Below are 2,222 nucleotides of genomic sequence, written 5' to 3' on the forward strand. Positions count from 1 at the left end.
GTGTCGATTCGCCTCGATGCGAGCCGCCAGCGCTATGGGCTTCCGAGCTACCAGGGGCATCATGCCTTAACCGACGCACTGGCCACCGCCGAGCTCTTCCAGGCTCAAGTCGCGTATCACTACAGCCCCGAGACGCCGCTCGAGCGCTTCTGGTGCTGATGTTCTCGAAGAGGCATAAAAAACGGGCAGCTGGGCTGCCCGTTTTCGTGTTGCGTACTGACTGCTGCGTGGTTCAGACCGCCCTGGGCTCGCTCATGAGGCCCTTGACGATGGCGTAGCACGACACCAGCAGGATGATGGTGAAGGGCAGGCCGGTGGAGACCGCCATGCTCTGCAGTGCCGTCAGGCCGCCACCCAGCAGCAGCGCGATGGCGATCGCCCCTTCGATCAGCGCCCAGAAGACCCGCTGCGGCTTCGGCGCATCGACCTTGCCACCGGCGGTGATGGAGTCGATCACTAGCGACCCGGAGTCCGACGAGGTCACGAAGAACACGATGACCAGCACGATACCCAGGAACGAGGTGATCTGGGACAGCGGCAACTGCTCGAGCATCACGAACAGCTGCAGGTCGACCCCCTGTTGGCGTACCGCGTCGATGCCCTGGCTCACGAACTGGTCGATCGCCGTGCCACCGAAGGTGGTCATCCACAATACCGAGACCAGCATCGGCACGATGAGTACCGAGATCAGGAACTCACGGACGGTGCGGCCACGCGAGACCCGCGCGATGAACATGCCGACGTAGGGCGACCAGGAGATCCACCACGCCCAGTAGAAGGCGGTCCAGGACTGCACGAAGCCGGTGTCTTCGCGACCGAACGGGTTGGAAAGCGCCGGCAGGTTGATGGCGTAGTGGTAGAGGTTCTCGAAGAAGCCGGTGGCGATGAACAGGGTCGGGCCCACGCCGATCACGAAGAACAGCAGCGCCGCGGCCAGCGCGATGTTGATCTTGGAAAGCAGTTGGACGCCCTTGTCGACGCCGGCGATGATCGAACCGATCGCGATGATGGTGATGCCGATGATCAACAGGATCATGGTCACGTCGCTTTCCGGCGCGCCGAACAGGTAGGTCAGGCCCGCCGCCGCCTGGGTAGCGCCGAGACCCAGCGAGGTCGCGAGACCGAACAGCGTGGCGAAGACCGCCAGAATGTCGATCACGTGGCCCGGCCAGCCCCATACCCGCTCGCCCAGGATCGGGTAGAACACCGAACGCATGGAGAGCGGCAGCCCCTTGTTGAAGGAGAACAGCGCCAGCGACAGCGCCACCACGGCGTAGATCGCCCAGGGGTGCAGGCCCCAGTGGTAGATGGTCGCCGCCATGCCCAGCGCCGTCGCCGCCGCCGCGTCACCCTCGGCGCCGCCGAGCGGGGCGCCCGCGGTCCCCTCGAAGGAGGTGCCGAAATGGGTCAGCGGCTCGTTGACGCCGAAGAACATGAGACCGATCCCCATGCCGGCGGCAAACAGCATCGAGAACCAGCCCGTATAGGTGTAGTCGGGCTTGGCGTCGGCGCCACCGATACGGATCTTGCCCAATGGCGAGACGATCAACCCCAGGCAGAGGATCACGAAGACGTTGGCGGCCAGCATGAAGAACCAGGCCAGGTTGCCGGTCAGGAACGCGAAGATGCTGTCGTAGACGTGGGCAATGTCATCCTGCAGTGCCAGCGTCAGGATGACGAACAGTGACACCACGATCGCCGAGATCGTGAATACCTTGCCGTGCAGGTCGAGCTTGAACCCCATGGCTTCGCGGGTGAAGTTGTCCTGGCCGATGACGTAATCGGTATCAATGAGGTTGGCCGGGCCATCCGGGGAGGGGATTCCCTCGCCGACCGGCTCATCCGGGGAGTGGTTGGACTTCTCGTTATCCACTGGGTCTTCTCCATTTTGAAACGAAAGCCCGAGGCTTGCCGCCGGTCGACGAGGTCGGCAAGTCTCGGGCACGCGTGCGTTAAAAATAGCAAACGTCGATGCTGGTTTGTACAAGTTTTAGTATGTCTGTACAAAATATTTACAACCGTGCGCAGGATGACTTCATCCTGCGCTGGACGGGCTTTGCATCAGCCGTCGATCCACTGCTCGACGACATCCTGGTTCTCCTCGACCCACTGCCTGGCGTTCTCGCGCGGGTCGCTGCCTTCCTCCTGGTTCATCAGCATCACTTCGCCCATCTGCTCCGGCGTCCACTCGAAGGCATCGAGAATCGCGTAGGCTTCGGGCA

At 62.7% G+C, this 2,222-nt stretch carries 2 protein-coding genes and 1 pseudogene; 1 reads left to right on the forward strand and 2 read right to left on the reverse strand.

All coding sequences use genetic code 11. The annotated features are described in order from the left end of the window. A pseudogene (locus BIS11_RS15740) lies at positions 1-159 on the forward strand (3'-5' exonuclease); the annotation flags it as partial. Between the two features lie 73 nt (positions 160-232). Here BIS11_RS15740 and BIS11_RS15745 read toward each other — a convergent pair. Both BIS11_RS15745 and BIS11_RS15750 read right to left on the reverse strand, forming a co-directional pair. Continuing rightward, positions 233-1,873 (reverse strand): BCCT family transporter, encoded by a 1,641-nt coding sequence (locus BIS11_RS15745; RefSeq protein WP_253424425.1) that lies wholly within the window; start codon positions 1,871-1,873, stop codon positions 233-235. A gap of 188 nt (positions 1,874-2,061) precedes the next feature. Further along, positions 2,062-2,222: glycine betaine ABC transporter substrate-binding protein (locus BIS11_RS15750; RefSeq protein WP_301286491.1), on the reverse strand; the 161-nt coding region annotated here is incomplete at its 5' end.

Origin of the sequence: Halomonas sp. 707D4, assembly GCF_024158685.1 — a bacterium.
In the GTDB taxonomy this organism is placed as follows: domain Bacteria; phylum Pseudomonadota; class Gammaproteobacteria; order Pseudomonadales; family Halomonadaceae; genus Vreelandella.